Consider the following 14,820-nt stretch of genomic DNA (forward strand, 5'->3'; position numbering starts at 1 on the left):
AGACCGGGTGCCGGCCGGGCACCCACGGTCCACTGTGCGAAAGGTGGCAACAAGAATTTGCACAGCGGCATACAGGTGAAGCCAAACATCCGGCCTTCCCTGCGCAGTGGTCTTACGGCTTATGTCGCGCTCTCCCCGGGGAGCGATGCACTATTGCCCCCGTCGCCTTGCGGATGGCTGATGCGCATCGCCCGGTCGGGCAACCACATCACCACAAGACTTGACGCACAGACCCCGGGCGTCAGGACCACACGATTTTGCCGTACGCGAACCGCACCCGTCGTTGGCACGAGGTCTTCGCTCACGGCTCTCCGCCCTGCGAAGCTTTTCGCGCCGATGTGGCTCGCGTCCACCGCCCCCCTGCCCGCGTTCGTGACGATCGCGATACGCCCCTCTTCCTTGGGCCGGGTTGAGCCGACACATACGTCATTTCCGAATTTCGGTAAAGCGGAATATTTTCGACCGAGCCCATTGACCCATAAATCGGGTGTTTTGCCCGTCGGGCAACGCAAGGGATCGTAGCCCGCCCGACTAATCCTCGCTGGAGGCCGCCGAGCGGTTGCGCAAATGGGCCTGGGAAAGCAGGAAGAACAACGCGCGCTCGCCTTGATATTTGGCGGACGGACGCGTGCGCTCGAAGCCGTCGGCAAATATCTTGCCGGACTGGTCGCACACCTGCCACCGCCAGCCGAACCGCTTGCGCCTGGTGAGGATCACTTCGAACATGCCGACGAGCCTGGTCCCCTGCTCCGAGCCGGTCCTGCAAGGCAAGCGCCTGCTCCGGCTTCCCCCGTTGGACGGACGCCAGACATATAGCGCAGCAGGATGGAAAGAGAATAAAATTGATGATCGGAAATACGTATCGTCCACGGTCGTGAGCGAGACGCGCCGCTGCTGGAATAAGCCGATGCCGCCGGTGTTTGTTGGCCGCTGCAGGGGACTGGTGGCGCTACCAGTGTTCAAGACAGAACACAGAAGAGTGGGGGACGGTTACTTGGCAGAAACCCGCTGAAGCCGACGGTAATGGAGGATGCACATCCGTGCGCGCGATGAGAATTGTCGTGCCGGAGCTTCTCGCCGCGGGCCGCCCCCGCCTTAGCGCGCGATGACTTCGACTTCGCCGTCGACGCCGTTGACGACGTTGAATCCGCGCTCGTAGACCTTGCCCTCGTTCTTGGCGATGGCGCGGTACTCGCCTTCGGACAGCACGACGCGCGGGAACGCGCCGATCGATTCCTTGATGACGTCGCCGCCCGGCGTCAGCACCGACCAGGCGGTGTTGGCGAGCGCCTCGCCGCCACGGTCGCTGACCAGCTTGAGGGTGATGACGGCGGCGCGGTGGGTGATGGTGACGTCTGTGAGCTTGCCGGCCTGAACGCGGATGTCCGAGCGCACCACCGAATTGGCATCGCCGTAGTTGGAGACAATGTAGTAGGTGCCCTCCGGGATCAGCACGACGTCGCCGGCGGCGACGTTCGGCACCAGGGAAGCGCGCTCGCCGGATTCGAACTGGCTGCCCTTGTAGATCGCGAACGAGATCTGGTTCTGCGGAATGCGGCTGGTGCCGACGCGGCCCTCGATGCGCAGGCCGCCGGCCGGCAGCACGAAGGATTCGCGGTTGGTCTCGGATTTCAGGCTGACGGTGCGCACCGCGCTGACGAGGCCGAAGGCAACGTGGACGACATAATTGCCGGGCGGCAGCACGATGTTCGGCGTCCCGCTGCGGTCCTCGCGGATCAGCTTGAAGGTGCCGTTCTCGTCGGGCCGGTCGGCAAACACGCGCCAGACCAGGCCACTGGTGATCGGAGCCGAGTCCTTGCCGTATTTCGCGGTCAGCGACAGCACGCCCTGTCCGGGCACGGCGGCATTCAGCGGGGCGGCCGGCGGCACGGTCGAGACCGCGGGCGGCGGCATGCTCGGGGTCGCCGGCTGCATCAGGGTCGGCGGCAGGCTGGGGGGTCCCGCGCCCGGCCCGGAGGGCGGCGCCAGGCTGACGGCGTTGCCGGGGTCGGGCACAGAGGCCGGCGGCACCGGCGGCGGTCGATCGGAGAAGAGCTGCGCTTGGGCAGCATTCCGGCCGGAGATAATGACGCACGCGGCAAGGATCAGCGCCGGCAGCAGCCTGCCGCTGCGCCGCCATCCGATGATGCCGTCACCCCCGCGTGTCATGCTCCTTGCTTTTCACCGAAAACGCGGCAAATTCAAGCCTCTGAAACCCCAGGAAATACGGCCCCGGAGGGTTCTGTGGAACCGGGTTGACGGCTGCGTGATTAGTTCGCAAGCAACCGCCCCTCGCCATACTCCTGCCCCGTGCCCTTTCCAAAGCGGCATAAACCATGCCTCGCGCCTGATATGGCGGAGGGCACGTGCGATGCCTAGTCTGACGATGCGGGCTGGCCCGGCGTAGGAGAGTTGCGGTGCTGGACAGATTGAAAGGCCGGGGCGCGAACGGCTCGAACGGCGAGAAGGTGGGCGAAAAAGTCGGCTTGGGCAGCATCCGCCGGCCGGTCATCGGCCTTGCCCTCGGCGGCGGCGCGGCGCGCGGCTTTGCCCATATCGGAATCCTGAGGACACTGATTGCCAATGGGATCGTGCCCGATGTCGTGGTCGGCACGTCCATCGGCGCCGTGGTCGGCGGCCTCCATGCGGCCGGCCGGCTCGATACGTTCGAAGACTGGGGACGCAGCCTGCAAGGGATGCGCAACATCCTCGGCTATCTCGATATCCGTCTCAACGGCTCCGGCCTGCTTGGCGGCGAGAAGCTCGCGACCCGGCTCGAGGAGGCGATCGGGCACGTGCTGATCGAGGACCTGCCCATCAAATTCGCGAGCGTCGCGACCGAGGTTCGCACCGGCCACGAGATTTGGCTGACGCGCGGCCGCGTCGTCGACGCCATGCGCGCGTCCTACGCCCTGCCCGGCATCTTCGCGCCGGTGCTGATCGGCGACCGCTGGCTGGTCGACGGCGCGCTGGTGAACCCGGTGCCGGTCTCGGCCGCCCGCGCGCTCGGCGCCGAAATCGTCATCGCCGCAAATCTTTCCAGCGACATCTTCACCCATTCCACCACGATCTATTCACACGGCGCAGCGCCCGCCCCGGTCGTGCCGGCGGCAGAGGAGCCGGCGACCAAGCGGCGCTTCCCGCGCCTGTTCTCGCCCGAGAAGACGATGAAGCGCGAGTTCTTCGGCGGCAACGGCCGGCCCGGCATCTCGTCGGTGATGGTGGACGCCTTCAACATCATGCAGGACCGCATCACCCGCGCCCGTCTGGCCGGCGATCCGCCCGACATGCTGATCACGCCGCGGGTCGGCCAGTTCGGCTGGTTCGACTTCCACCGCTCCGAAGACCTGATCGCACATGGCACGCGCGCCGCCGAGCGCGCATTGGAGTCCATCCAGGAGGCGATCCACGTGCTGGCGCCGGCGCCCGCGGGCACCGCGCCGAAAGTCGACGACCAGGCCTGATCAGGCCGTCTTGATGTAGTCGCGCAGGGCTTCCTGCTCGGTCTCGTATTCGCGGACACGCCATTTGACGATGTCGCCGATCGAGATCAGGCCGACCACCTTGCCGTTGTCGATCACGGGCAGATGGCGGAACTTGCCCGTCGTCATCGTCTCCATGAGCTCGGCGACGGTGTCGGTCTCCTTGCAGGTCACGACCTTGCGGGTCATCACCTCCGAGACCGGCGCCTCCAGCACGCCGGCGCCGCGATCGCCGAGCACGCGCACAATGTCGCGCTCGGACAGGATGCCCTCGAGCCGGCTCTGGTTCATCACCAGCACCGCGCCGATCTTCTTCTCGCCGAGCAGCTTGATCGCGTCCGCCAGCTTGGCGTCGGGCTCGACGCTCATGATCTGGTGGCCCTTGGTGTTCAGAATGGAACGTACCGTCATTGCCGCCTCCCTGAATCCGAGCCCGTCCGCCTTCGGCGGTCCGGACTTGTTCGCGAGTCTTCAACTAACAGTTTCAGCGCCGGTTTCACGCTCGTGCGCTTTGCGAAGCATCGTCGCTAAAGACGTGTCGCTTCGGAACATTCTCGCCCGGAATGATGGATGAATTCGGGCTGCGTCGCAAGCGCCGCATCAGATACGGTCTGAAACGTCTCGTGATGACGCATCCGCAGCATCGCTTCGCACGCGCGGCACGGGATCGAACAGCGCGAACAACAGCAGGCCGGCGAAGAAGCCGCCGATATGCGCCTGCCAGGCCACGCTCGTGGTTTCGGCATCGATGCCGATCGCGCCCACGCCGAAGATGATGTTGACGCCGAACCAGACGGCGAGGAAGCCGACCACCCGCCCGTCGCGGAGCGCGCGCGACAGCGGCAGCGCCGGAACTTTCGCGGCGGTATCGGCATCCGATCGGCTGAACGACAGGAAGCTGCCGCGCACGAAGGCGAAGCGGATTGCGGCGGCCATCGCGCCCGATACCGAGGCCGAGGCGCCGATCATCGGCGCCACCGCATGCTCGTGGGTGACGAGATGGGCGAGCGCGCCGGCCGCCGCCGTCACTGCCAGGAAGACGAAGAACCTGACCGTGCCGAAGCGCCGCGCCAGCGCGCTGCCGAACGGCAGCAGCCACAGCACGTTGAAGCCGAGATGGGTGAGATTGGCGTGCAGCAGCGAATAGGTGACGAAAGTCCAGACCTTCGCCCCCGCCCCGCCCGGGATCTGCAGATTGAGCAGCGAGGAATCGTAGCGCTTCGGGATGAAGCCGAAGACGTCGATGGTCCAGTTCTCGAGTTCCGGCGGCAACAGCACCCGCAGATGGATCGCCGCCAAGAGCAGGACATAGGCGGTCAGCGCCGGAGGCAGCGTCAGGATCGGCTCGCGCGGAGCCTCCTCGTTGACGGCCGGCGCATCCGGCGACGAATCTTGCGGGGAATCCAAGGCAGCTTCGCTTTCAGGCGACATCGGAGCGACAGGCTTGGAGATAGTCGCCTTTGCCGTCCCTGCGCAAGTGCACAAAAGGAAAAGGCAGGGCCCTGGGAAAGCCCTGCCTGTCCGTGTCGGTCTTCCGACGGCCGGAGAGATAAGGCGTATCCCCACCCCTCCCCGCGGCCCGTGACCAAACTGTTTGACGCCCTCAAGTACAGGCCCCGCCGAGAACCTGGAGAAAAGCGGCGAGGCTTGCGACCGCGATCACCATAGCAGGCGCGCGGCCGACACGAAGCGCATAGTTAATTTAACGTTAACGACGCAAAGACCACCTCAACGGGCGCGAAAACGCGCCCGCGGCATGGACGCTGCAAATCCCCTCCTGCACAACAACAGAAGGGATCGCGGGTGCACTGAAGCGGGACAGGTCTGTCTCTTCGAGGTCGCACCCCGGGCGAGCGTTCAGTCATGAAACATCCGTCGAGCCGCGCGTTCTTCGCGTATTGGGACAAGAAGCGCGGCACTGCACGGGCCCCTGACCGGGCCGACATCGATCCGGCCGCGGTCCGCGGCCTGCTCGGTGACATCTTCGTGCTGTCCTGCGAGCCAAAACTCGGCTTCCCGTTCCGCGTCGCCGGCACGCGCGTCTGCGCGCTGGCCGGAACAGACCTCAAGGACCAGAGCTTTGCGGCGCTGTTCACGCCGGCCAGCCGCAGCGAGATCGAGGAGATCACCACGATCGTCGCCGACGAGACGCTGGGCGCGATCGCCGGCGTCACCGCTGCGCGCGAGGACGGCAGCAAGGCGCATCTCGAGCTCCTGCTGCTGCCCTTCAACGCCCGCCCACATACGCCGGTGAGCGTCACCGGCGTGCTCGCGCCGTTCGACGACGAATGCGGCACGCTTTCCGCCTTCAGCCTCACCTCCTGGCGCTACCTGCATCAGCCGGAGAAACTGCTGCCGCGCGCCATCCGGAAGTTGCAGATCGCACGCGGGCTGATGGTGTATGAGGGGCTGCGATAGCCGCCGCGCGTCGCTGCTCGGCTGCGCAAGGATACGCACCGACATGAGCAAGCCGCATTGGCGTCCCGCGCGCGCCTCGGACCTCGCTGCAATCGGCGCGATTGCAGCACGCATCCATCCGGCGTTGCCCGAACGCGCCGAGGTGCTGGCGGAGAAGATGCGGCTATGTCCGGACGGCTGCGGCGTGCTCGATACGGACCAAGGCATCGTCGGCTACGGACTGGCGCATCCCTGGATGCAGTACCGGATTCCGCCGCTCGACGGCTTTCTGCAGGAATTGCCTGACGGCGCGGACTGTCTCTACGTCCACGACGTCGCCGTATTGGCCGAGTTCCGCGGCGGCGTTGTGCGCGCTTATGTTGCCGATATCGAGAAGCTGGCGCGAGCGTCGGGCATCGCAACACTCGCGCTGGTCTCGGTCTACGGCACGCGGCCGCTATGGGAGCGCATGGGCTTTCTGGCCGTGACGGCGGATGCTGAGTTGCGCGCAAAGCTCGCATCCTATGGCGACGGCGCGACCTATATGCTGCGCGACCTCGCCGCGACGTAAGCCAACCCCCAGGGGGCGGCTCACGCCAGCAGAAGCTCAACCGCAGCAAGGTGATGAGCCCGAGGATCGATCGGATTGTTTCACAGGACGCCGTCAGGCCGCTTCACGCCGCCCCCGCGTCGAACGACTGCCTGCCCCCGGACTTGCCGTTTCGTAGACCCAGGCCTCCTTGGCAAACCACTCGTGCGTTGCCGCACACATCCCGCAATAAGTGCGAGAAAAGAATACTGCACTGCACCGAAATCTTTCGCGGTCCATCTCGATGCCGGTCGAAATGGCCCGGCCCGTTTCCGGGCACTTGATCATCACCATACCCATCTGATTTCTTTCCTCCAGCTCGGCATCCCTTCACGAAAAGGCGTCGCCGCCATCGGCCGGACGGCGTCTCTTCTGGCGAAGACGCTCGTCCAGCCGATTCACGCGGCCGATAGCCTCGATTCAGGCAGCCCTATGCAGAACCCGGTTGAAGCTCTTCTTGATCGGCTCGGCCGTCTCGGTTGCAACCTTCTGGGCAAGGTCCCAAAGCTCCCGGTTTTGGCCTGACGCCATTTCAAAGGTCCTGCGGCTGTGGGCGGTGGAGAGGTTCACGACATCCGCAAACGACCTTGCATCCGCGAGCTGGGACAGGAATTCCAGCGTGGAGCAGGTATTGATTTTCGATATTTCGATGACCTTGGTGCCGTAGTGGGCGGCATGCGTGGCATTGGTCGCACAGGCTTCGCGGAGAGCGTCGGTGATCTCGTCGGAAGCCGCCTTCATCTGCTCGAGATTTGCCTTGGCCCGCGCGGCGCCCTGCTCGGCAAGATCGCCGAAGATCCCCTGGATATTGATAAACGGCACGTCGAACTTGAGCCTTGCGTCACCATTCCCACCCGCGGGAGTGGCATTCGTTTCGGCTTTCACATTGGCATCATTCATCGTCATTCCATCCTTTCACGCGAAACCAGATTGTTGGATTGAAGACTTTCAGAAGCTCCCGGGTGCGGGCCGCACCGGGAAACCAGTGCCCCTACTCTCAAAATGGAGGGATGCTGCTGATGAGCTGCTCTCGCCCCCTGCCGCCAACTATGACCAACCAGGATCGGACCTTCAGTTCGCTTTCAGACTCTCGACTTGATAAAATTCGATTCAAGCGACGACTCGCCGCAGGCGCTGCTATTGTTTCTTTGAAGTTGCCGAAAAGGTTTCTGCCAACTCGAGAAAGCGCGGGCTCGCAACGCGTCCGGATGGCGCCATGTTACCGATTGATTGCGAGTGGATGCAGCGCTCCATAGCGCACCGCGCGAGCCTTCGGCGGCACCAGTCAAGCCGGGGACGGAAAGCGGCAGATCAGCCCCGACGCTTCTTCTTCGCATTCTTTCCGGGCGCGCCCTTCGCAGGCCATGGCGTAACCGACGGCTCTGCGTGGCCCGGCTTGTTCTTGTGCTTCTTTTTCTTTGCGAAAGAACGCGCATCGTCGAATTTCGGCGCGCGCTCGGCGTGAGGCTTGCTGCGTGGCTTGAATCCACTTGCCTCGCGCGGGCGATCATCGCGCCGTTCATGATGCGCGCCGGCCTCGCGCTGCGGCGCGCGAGAGCGCTCCCGGGGAGCTTCTTGGCGCTGCGGCGCATCCGCCATCTGCTCGATCCGGATGCTGTCTTCCTTGTCCGGTCGCTTGATCTTCGCCGCAAAGGATTCGGCGACCCGCTCGGATATCTCGAACTCGGTATTGGTGTCCATGATCTTGATGGCGCCGATGTCGCGCTTGTCGATGCCGCCGCGGCGGCAGATCATCGGCAGCAGCCAGCGTGCCTCCGCGTTCTTGCGGCGCCCGATGGCGGCGCGAAACCAGACGCTGCCCTCAGCCATGCCGTGCTTCGACGCCTTCCCGGCCTTCGATCGCGGCTTGCCGCGGTCGTCGCCCTCTTCCGATCTATCCGATCCATGACGTCCGCGTTCCGGCTTGCCGCTTCGCTCGCCGGGATCGATGATGTCCTCGGGCGACGGCAGCCGCGCGCGATAAAGCCGCGCGAGCGCGGCGGCGATATCCTCGGGCGAGCGCTCGGCCAAGAGCGCCTGCGCCAGGGCCAGATCGTCGGGCGTCGTCTCCTCCGTGAACAGCACGTCCTTCATGCGGGCGTGATCGAGCTTGCGGATGTCATCCGCCTGCGGTGCCGTGCCCCAGGCCGCGTCGATCCCGGAGAGATTGAGCAACAGCTCGGCCCGCCGCCGCCGCGCCGGCGGCACCAGGAGAACGCTCGTCCCCTTCCGGCCCGCGCGCCCGGTGCGGCCTGAGCGATGCTGCATGACTTCGGCGTCGTTGGGCAAATCGGCATGAATGACGAGGTCGAGGCTCGGCAGGTCGATGCCGCGGGCGGCAACGTCGGTCGCAACGCAGACGCGGGCGCGGCCGTCGCGCAGCGATTGCAGCGCCAGGGTGCGTTCGTTCTGCGTCAATTCACCCGACAGCGCGACCACCGAAAAGCCGCGCTCCAGGAGCGCTGCCTGCAAATGCCTGACGGCATCGCGCGTGCTGCAGAACACCAGCGCGCTCGGCGCCTCGTAGAAGCGCAGCACGTTGACGACGGCATGCTCGACGTCGGCGGGCGCGATGCGGATCGCGCGGTATTCGATGTCGGCGTGGCCGCCCTCGTCACCGGCGACCTCGATCCGGAATGCGTCGCGCTGATATTGCCGCGCCAGCGCGACGATGCCGCGCGGAAACGTCGCCGAGAACAAGAGGGTGCGACGCGCCTGTGGCGTGGTCTCGAGGATGAATTCCATGTCCTCGCGAAAGCCGAGATTGAGCATCTCGTCGGCTTCGTCGAGCACGACCGCAGCGAGCTCGGAGATATCGAGGCGGCCGCGCCGCAGATGATCGCAGAGACGCCCGGGCGTGCCGACGACGATGTGCGCGCCGGCGGCGAGCTCCCGCTGCTCGCGCCGCGGATCCATGCCGCCGACACAGGACACGACGCGCCCGCCGGCATGCCCATATAGCCAGGCCAGCTCGCGCTGAACCTGGAGCGCGAGCTCGCGGGTCGGCGCCACGATCAAGGCGAGCGGCGCGGCCGCTCGTGCGAACTGCTCGGCGTCATCGAGGATGTTCTTCGCGATGGCCAGACCGTAAGCGACGGTCTTGCCGGAACCGGTCTGGGCCGAGACCAAGAGGTCGCGGCTGTTGGCTTCATGAGCGAGCACCGCGAGCTGGACGGGCGTCAGTGAATCATAGTTCCGCTCGGCCAAAGCGCGGGCGAGCGGCGGGGTCAGGGCCGGAAGAGACACGAGATGGAGACCTTGGTTGAATTCAGGCGCGCAAACGGTGAACCGGCGCCTAAAGCTGCGTGCGCGGCAAACGGCCCGGCCGCACGCTGGATTTGATCTGGGCGCTCTTTACGCCATGCGCCGGGAAATCACCATGGCTTTGATGCATGGCTTGACGGGGAGCCGCGCCTGAAGGTGGACAGGCGCTTTCTGACGGCCTCCTGGATATCGATCCGGAGCCTCCTCAGATCTCTCCGTACACCTCCAGCAAATTCCCGTCGGGATCGCGGAAGAACAGCGTGCGATGACCGAAGGACTGGTCCGTCGGCGGCGACACCAGCGCCACGCCCCGGCGCACGAGTTCATCGGCGCACGCGTCGACCTCGGCGGCCGAGACCTTGAACGCCAGCTGCAGCGAGGCGCTGCCCGGCGGCACTGGTGCATCACCTGAGGTGCGGCTCGGCCGTGCCAGCGCCAGCGTGTTGCTGCCGATGCCATACGCGATCCAGTTCGGCGACAGTTCGCGCGAGAGTGGAAAGGCGAGGACGTCCTCGTAGAAGCGGCGCATCGCCGCCATGTCGCGCACGAAGATGACGGTGTAGTCGATCGCGCGGATGGCGTTGAAGGGGGAGCGAGCGTGCTGGCCAGGTGTCTGCCGGTCCGTCATTTCGTCATTGATCCAAACTCCGACTCGTAGCCCGTATGGAGCGCAGCGGAATACGGGGGAGTCGCGGGCGAGAATCCCGGATTGCGCTTCGCTCCATCCGGGAAGACTCGCGAAATATCTTGAGGCGCGGACGGCACTGTCTACTCCACCAGCTCCGGCCACGGCACGATGGTCGACTTCACCGTCTTCATCGCCATCGCGTCCTTCACCGCCTGCGCAACGCCGGCTTCCGTGAACGGGTAGATCGTCTGCATCTTCAGCCACGGATATTTGTCACGCGTGCGGTAGAGCATGTCGACGCCGAGCGGGAGATCATTGCCGGTGAAGCCCCAGGATCCCAGCACGTTGAGGTCCTTGGTGCAGATGCGGTGCCAGGAGGTGTCGATCGAGCCGGCATCGGTAAACTGGCCCATCTCGACATAGGTGCCGCCATCGCGCAGCATCTCGATGCCTTCGGGGCCGGCGGTGGGATGTCCCGAGCAATCCATCACGAGATCGGCGCCGAAGCCGCCGACGATGTCGCGCACGCGCGCGATGCGCGCCTCGGGTGACTTCAGCTCCTCGATGTTCACGGTCGCCTCCGCGCCGAACTCGCGCGCCAGCTTGAGCCGCGGCTCCTCCGGCGCGCCGACGCAGATGACGCGCCCTGCCCCCATCTCCCTGGCGGCCGCGACCGCCAAAATGCCGATCGGGCCGGAGCCCTGGATCACGACGGTGTCGCCCCAGCTGAATCCGCCGGCGCGGGTGGCGCGATTGAAGGCGCGGATGCAGGATGTCAACGGCTCCGATAGCGCACCCAGGCGCAACGACATGTCGTCCGGCAGCTTGTAGATCTTGGTGCCCGGCAGCATCTCGAGATCGACATAGACATATTCGGCCCAGCCGCCCCACAAATGCGGCGGCTTGTCGAAGCCGAGATAGCGGCCGTAATAGACCGGCGTCAGGCACTTGTTCGCGGTTTGCGGATAATGGATGCAATAATAGCAGCGGCCGCACGGCATCAAGGGCGGGATCATCACCTTGGAGCCGACTTGAAGCGGCTTGCTCATAAAATCCTCGGAAAATTCATCGCCGCATTCGACGATGATTCCGCCGAGCTCATGTCCCAGCGTGAACGGCCAAGGCAGCGGCTTCGGCCAGTGTCCTTTGAGGATGTGCAGGTCGGTGCCGCAGACCCCGCAGGCGCCGACCTTGATCAGTGCGGCCTTCCGGCCGACCTTCGGCCACGGCACGGTGCGGATGACGGGCTCCGAGCCGGGACCTGCGTGGGTGCAGACGCGGATTTGCTCCATGGTGTTTCCTCGCTGCCCGCTTGTTGTGTTTTGATGATGCGGGCTGAGGCGAAGCGTATGTGAGATGCGCGCTCGTGCCAAGGTGCGGCCTCGTAGCCCGTATGGAGCGTAGCGGAATACGGGGACGCGGCCCCCGGATTGCGCTACGCTCCATCCGGCCTACGAGGACAACGCTGATGCTACGCGACTATCAGCCGACGGATGCCGAAGCAATCGTGCAAGTCGCGCTGTCCGCGTTCGCACAATTCGAGCAGCACTATTCCGACTGGCCGCTGTTTACGGCCAACGTCGCGAAGATGCCGCTGCTTGCCAAGACAGGCGAGATCATCGTTGCCGAAGACGGTGGCCAGATCGTCGGCGCAGTCGCTTATGTCGGTGCGCAAGCGCCGAAGCCCGCGTTCTTCGAGCCGTCATGGCCGATCATCCGCATGCTGGTCGTCGATCCCTGTGCGCGCGGCAAGGGAATCGGCCGGCAATTGACCGAAGAATGCCTGCGCCGCGCCGAGCGCGACCAGTCGCCGGCCATCGCCCTGCACACGACGCAGATCATGACGGTCGCGGAGTCGATGTATCTGCGGATGGGATTTGTGAGGATCGGCGAGGCGCCGGATATTCTGGGCGTGCCGTATGGGGTATACGTGAAGTCGCTGGGTTAGCTGCGGCCACAGATACCGCCGTCATCCTGAGGTGCGCGCTGTTGCGCGCCTCGAAGGATGGGCTGCAGGCACCCGTGGTCCATCCTTCGAGGCTCTCCTTGCGACGCTGACGCATCGCAAGGCTCGCACCTCCAGCGACAGCCGCTTCGCGGTTGCGCGGGGATGGACGGCTGAGCATGTGGCGGCACTGCATGGCTGATGTTCGAGCACACCCAAGTGTCTTGAGCCTTCACCTGCGACCGTGTACGGACGGTTGAAATCCCACCCAGGTCCTCCCGTGAACCCCCTCCCCCAAAATCCCATGGCCGCGTCCGGCTCGTTCGCGGCGATGAGGTCCGTGCCCTACCGTCTGCAGTTCGCCTCTTACGTGCTGGCGATGATGGCGGACAATATCGAGCATGTGATCAGCTATTGGGTGGTGTTTCAGAAATTCCATTCGCCGACGCTGGGCGGGTTTGCCGTGCTGTCGCACTGGCTGCCGTTCCTGCTGTTCTCCGTCGCGGTCGGTGGCCTCGCCGACCGGTTCGATCCGCGCCGCATCATCCAGTGCGGCATGCTGCTGTTCATCGCCGCCTCCGCCGGTTGGGGCTACTTCTTCCTGACCGATACGATCCAGATGTGGCACGCGATGCTGCTCCTAGTGATCCATGGCTGCGCCGGCGTGCTCTGGCAGACCCCGAACCAGCTGTTGCTCTACGACCTCGTCGGCCCGGCCGATCTGCCGAGCGCGGTGCGGCTGAACGCGATGGCGCGCTATCTCGGCATCCTGGTCGGGCCTGCGGTCGGCGGGATCATCATGCTGACGCTCGGTCCCTCGCACGGCATCATCTTCAACACGCTGTTCTATCTGCCGATGCTGCTGTGGCTGTTCTGGGCCCCGGTGCGTGACAAGAGTATCGCTGCAAGGCGTTTTGCCGTGCGCGGCCTTGCCGACATCGTGCTGACCATCCGCGCCATCGGCACCCAACCGGTGCTGTCGGCGATGACATGGCTTGCCGGCCTCACCTCCTTCATGATCGGCAACGCCTATCACGCCCAGATGCCGGGCTATGCCGGCGATCTCGGCCATGGCGATCCCGGCGTCTCCTACAGCGTGCTGCTCGCCGCGGACGCGGCCGGGGCACTGCTGGCCGGCATCGCGCTGGAATCGTGGGGACGGCTGAAGGGCACCCCGCGCACCGCGATCACGCTGGCGATGCTGTGGAGCGTGGCGCTGCTCGGCTTCGCACTGGTGCCGGTCTATCCGGTCGCGATCGCGCTATTGTTCTTCGCAGGCTTCTTCGAGCTCTCGTTCAACACCATGGCGCAGGCGCTGGTGCAGCTGAACGCGCCGCACGACATCCGCGGCCGCGTCGTCGGCCTCTACAACATGGCCGGGCTCGGCATGCGGGCCTTCAGCGGCATCACGGTCGGAGTAGCAGGCGCGGCGATCGGCATCCACTGGTCGCTCGGCCTGTCGGCCGCCGTGCTGCTGGCGCTGCTGTGCCTGCTGTATGGGCACAGGGCACGGACGGCGTGACGATCACTCCCTTCGGGATGTGGCTTTTCGAGCGCATCGTGTCTGTCCGCAACCGGCGCGCCCGATCATAACGCGGCATTAACCCTATGCACCTTAGGGTCGTCCCGGACTCCGCCCGGGCGGGGGGTCGGGTGTTGGAAATGGCGTTAGCGAACAAAAAATTTCTTCCGGCCGCCGAGGAGCGCAGGCGCTTCCAGCGGGTGAAGGTGCACCTGCTCGGCCGCTACATGCTGCCGGACCGCCGGGAATTCCCCTGCCAGGTGATCAACATGTCGCCGGGCGGCCTCGCCTTGCTCGCCCCCGGCATCGGCAATGTCGGCGACCGCGTGGTCGCTTATCTCGACCATATCGGCCGCGTCGAGGGCAAAATCACCCGGATCATCGACAACGGCTTCGCCATGACGATCGGGGCGACGCCCAGAAAGCGGGACAAGCTCGCCGCCCAGCTCACCTGGCTCGCCAACCGCGACATCCTCAATCTGCCGGAGGACCGCCGCCACGACCGTATCGTGCCGCGCAACCCGATCGCGGTGCTGACACTCGAGGACGGCACCAAGATGACCTGCCGCATCATCGACCTCTCGCTGTCGGGCGCGGCCATCGCCGCGGAGAACCGGCCGCCGCTGAAGTCGACCGTTCTGCTCGGCCGGGTCCAGGGCCGCGTGGTCCGAAACCTCGAAGACGGCTTTGCGCTCGAGTTCATGCACGAGCAGCCGGTGGAGACACTCGAAGAGAGCGTTACCGCGCGGTAAAGCGCCGGGACGCGAAAACCCTGATATTTCCAGGCTCGAAGGCGGCTTCCGCGATGCGGACGCCGCCTTTTTCACGTCGCGCGGCGAGCGGACAGCGGTTAACGGACGGGCTGCAGATGAGCGCAAACAACGCTCCGCCCAGCGCTTCCGCGTTAACAGATAAAATTTGAATCAATTTCAGTCATATCGAATTTTACGCAAATTCTATTCAAGTATAGATCGAATTCGCCGCTCGTTTTAC

General features: G+C 65.1%; 14 protein-coding genes. 6 read left to right on the top strand and 8 right to left on the bottom strand.

From position 1 onward, the window contains the following. Nucleotides 1-531: 531 nt before the first annotated feature. Nucleotides 532-771, bottom strand: coding sequence for a hypothetical protein (locus N2602_RS25270; protein ID WP_246571525.1), 240 nt, complete (start codon nucleotides 769-771; stop codon nucleotides 532-534). Nucleotides 772-1,095: 324 nt separating this feature from the next. Then, nucleotides 1,096-2,169, bottom strand: coding sequence for a hypothetical protein (locus N2602_RS25275; protein ID WP_172783100.1), 1,074 nt, complete (start codon nucleotides 2,167-2,169; stop codon nucleotides 1,096-1,098). Nucleotides 2,170-2,417: 248 nt separating this feature from the next. Here N2602_RS25275 and N2602_RS25280 point away from each other — a divergent pair, with 248 nt between their 5' ends. After that, nucleotides 2,418-3,464, top strand: a complete 1,047-nt coding sequence (locus tag N2602_RS25280) for a patatin-like phospholipase family protein (protein ID WP_172783099.1) — start codon at nucleotides 2,418-2,420, stop codon at nucleotides 3,462-3,464. On the opposite strand, the gene N2602_RS25285 is transcribed toward N2602_RS25280, so the two are convergent. Continuing rightward, nucleotides 3,465-3,893, bottom strand: coding sequence for a CBS domain-containing protein (locus N2602_RS25285; protein ID WP_172783098.1), 429 nt, complete (start codon nucleotides 3,891-3,893; stop codon nucleotides 3,465-3,467). Between the two features lie 189 nt (nucleotides 3,894-4,082). Continuing rightward, nucleotides 4,083-4,889: a rhomboid family intramembrane serine protease gene (locus tag N2602_RS25290; protein WP_373569498.1), complete on the bottom strand. Its 807-nt coding sequence runs from the start codon at nucleotides 4,887-4,889 to the stop codon at nucleotides 4,083-4,085. 456 nt (nucleotides 4,890-5,345) lie between these two features. Between N2602_RS25290 and N2602_RS25295 the strand changes: the two genes are divergently transcribed. Further along, nucleotides 5,346-5,900, top strand: a complete 555-nt coding sequence (locus N2602_RS25295; protein WP_172783096.1) for a PAS domain-containing protein — start codon at nucleotides 5,346-5,348, stop codon at nucleotides 5,898-5,900. A 43-nt stretch (nucleotides 5,901-5,943) separates the two neighbouring features. Further along, nucleotides 5,944-6,450, top strand: coding sequence for a GNAT family N-acetyltransferase (locus N2602_RS25300; RefSeq protein WP_212258134.1), 507 nt, complete (start codon nucleotides 5,944-5,946; stop codon nucleotides 6,448-6,450). 438 nt (nucleotides 6,451-6,888) lie between these two features. On the opposite strand, the gene N2602_RS25310 is transcribed toward N2602_RS25300, so the two are convergent. The 4 genes from N2602_RS25310 to N2602_RS25325 all read right to left on the bottom strand — a co-directional run bounded on the left by N2602_RS25310 (nucleotide 6,889) and on the right by N2602_RS25325 (nucleotide 11,652). Further along, on the bottom strand, nucleotides 6,889-7,374 hold the full coding sequence (locus tag N2602_RS25310) for a phasin (protein ID WP_260379782.1): 486 nt from the start codon (nucleotides 7,372-7,374) through the stop codon (nucleotides 6,889-6,891). Nucleotides 7,375-7,779: 405 nt separating this feature from the next. After that, nucleotides 7,780-9,714: a DEAD/DEAH box helicase gene (locus tag N2602_RS25315; RefSeq protein WP_260379783.1), complete on the bottom strand. Its 1,935-nt coding sequence runs from the start codon at nucleotides 9,712-9,714 to the stop codon at nucleotides 7,780-7,782. A 223-nt stretch (nucleotides 9,715-9,937) separates the two neighbouring features. Then, a complete protein-coding gene (locus N2602_RS25320) occupies nucleotides 9,938-10,360 on the bottom strand; it encodes a VOC family protein (RefSeq protein ID WP_260379784.1) in 423 nt (140 codons plus the stop codon). A 140-nt stretch (nucleotides 10,361-10,500) separates the two neighbouring features. Continuing rightward, the gene (locus N2602_RS25325) at nucleotides 10,501-11,652 is read right to left on the bottom strand and encodes a zinc-binding dehydrogenase (RefSeq protein ID WP_260379785.1); all 1,152 of its coding nucleotides are present in this window, start codon (nucleotides 11,650-11,652) and stop codon (nucleotides 10,501-10,503) included. Between the two features lie 176 nt (nucleotides 11,653-11,828). Here N2602_RS25325 and N2602_RS25330 point away from each other — a divergent pair, with 176 nt between their 5' ends. From N2602_RS25330 to N2602_RS25340, 3 genes are all read left to right on the top strand, one after another. Then, a complete protein-coding gene (locus tag N2602_RS25330; RefSeq protein WP_260379786.1) occupies nucleotides 11,829-12,308 on the top strand; it encodes a GNAT family N-acetyltransferase in 480 nt (159 codons plus the stop codon). Nucleotides 12,309-12,636: 328 nt separating this feature from the next. After that, on the top strand, nucleotides 12,637-13,827 hold the full coding sequence (locus N2602_RS25335; RefSeq protein ID WP_246571562.1) for an MFS transporter: 1,191 nt from the start codon (nucleotides 12,637-12,639) through the stop codon (nucleotides 13,825-13,827). Between the two features lie 140 nt (nucleotides 13,828-13,967). After that, the gene (locus tag N2602_RS25340) at nucleotides 13,968-14,579 is read left to right on the top strand and encodes a PilZ domain-containing protein (RefSeq protein ID WP_025037137.1); all 612 of its coding nucleotides are present in this window, start codon (nucleotides 13,968-13,970) and stop codon (nucleotides 14,577-14,579) included. The last annotated feature ends 241 nt before the right edge of the window (nucleotides 14,580-14,820 follow it).

Source organism: Bradyrhizobium sp. NC92 (assembly GCF_025200865.1).
Taxonomy (GTDB): domain Bacteria; phylum Pseudomonadota; class Alphaproteobacteria; order Rhizobiales; family Xanthobacteraceae; genus Bradyrhizobium.

Coding starts and splice junctions, on each gene's coding strand:
- N2602_RS25275 (WP_172783100.1), bottom strand. CDS start 2,169: ATGACACGCGGGGGTGACGGCATCATCGGATGGCGGCGCAGCGGCAGG.
- N2602_RS25310 (WP_260379782.1), bottom strand. CDS start 7,374: ATGACGATGAATGATGCCAATGTGAAAGCCGAAACGAATGCCACTCCC.
- N2602_RS25295 (WP_172783096.1), top strand. CDS start 5,346: ATGAAACATCCGTCGAGCCGCGCGTTCTTCGCGTATTGGGACAAGAAG.
- N2602_RS25320 (WP_260379784.1), bottom strand. CDS start 10,360: ATGACGGACCGGCAGACACCTGGCCAGCACGCTCGCTCCCCCTTCAAC.
- N2602_RS25340 (WP_025037137.1), top strand. CDS start 13,968: ATGGCGTTAGCGAACAAAAAATTTCTTCCGGCCGCCGAGGAGCGCAGG.
- N2602_RS25325 (WP_260379785.1), bottom strand. CDS start 11,652: ATGGAGCAAATCCGCGTCTGCACCCACGCAGGTCCCGGCTCGGAGCCC.
- N2602_RS25330 (WP_260379786.1), top strand. CDS start 11,829: ATGCTACGCGACTATCAGCCGACGGATGCCGAAGCAATCGTGCAAGTC.
- N2602_RS25335 (WP_246571562.1), top strand. CDS start 12,637: ATGAGGTCCGTGCCCTACCGTCTGCAGTTCGCCTCTTACGTGCTGGCG.
- N2602_RS25300 (WP_212258134.1), top strand. CDS start 5,944: ATGAGCAAGCCGCATTGGCGTCCCGCGCGCGCCTCGGACCTCGCTGCA.
- N2602_RS25285 (WP_172783098.1), bottom strand. CDS start 3,893: ATGACGGTACGTTCCATTCTGAACACCAAGGGCCACCAGATCATGAGC.